Genomic DNA, 215 nt, shown 5'->3' on the forward strand with positions numbered 1-215 from the left:
TTAAATTCGTGAGCAATCATTCCTGGTGACCAGCTTAGACGTAAATGGTTGAGAATTTTTTGCTTTAACTCATCGCTCAGCTTAGTTTTCCGACCACATCGTGATCGCTTGTATTCGGCATCTGTTTGTGCTAATTCAGCCTGATAAGGTTGACATCGCGATAATTCATAAGAAATTGTTGACGGTGATCGGTTCAGCCGAACGCCCATTTGGAT

Annotated in this window: 1 pseudogene; it reads right to left on the reverse strand. The window is 42.3% G+C overall.

Annotation, left to right across the window (positions count from 1 at the left end):
* Positions 1-215, reverse strand: a pseudogene (locus FC07_RS09400) (IS30 family transposase); the annotation flags it as partial.

Source organism: Loigolactobacillus bifermentans DSM 20003 (assembly GCF_001434575.1).
Classification (GTDB): Bacteria; Bacillota; Bacilli; order Lactobacillales; family Lactobacillaceae; genus Loigolactobacillus; species Loigolactobacillus bifermentans.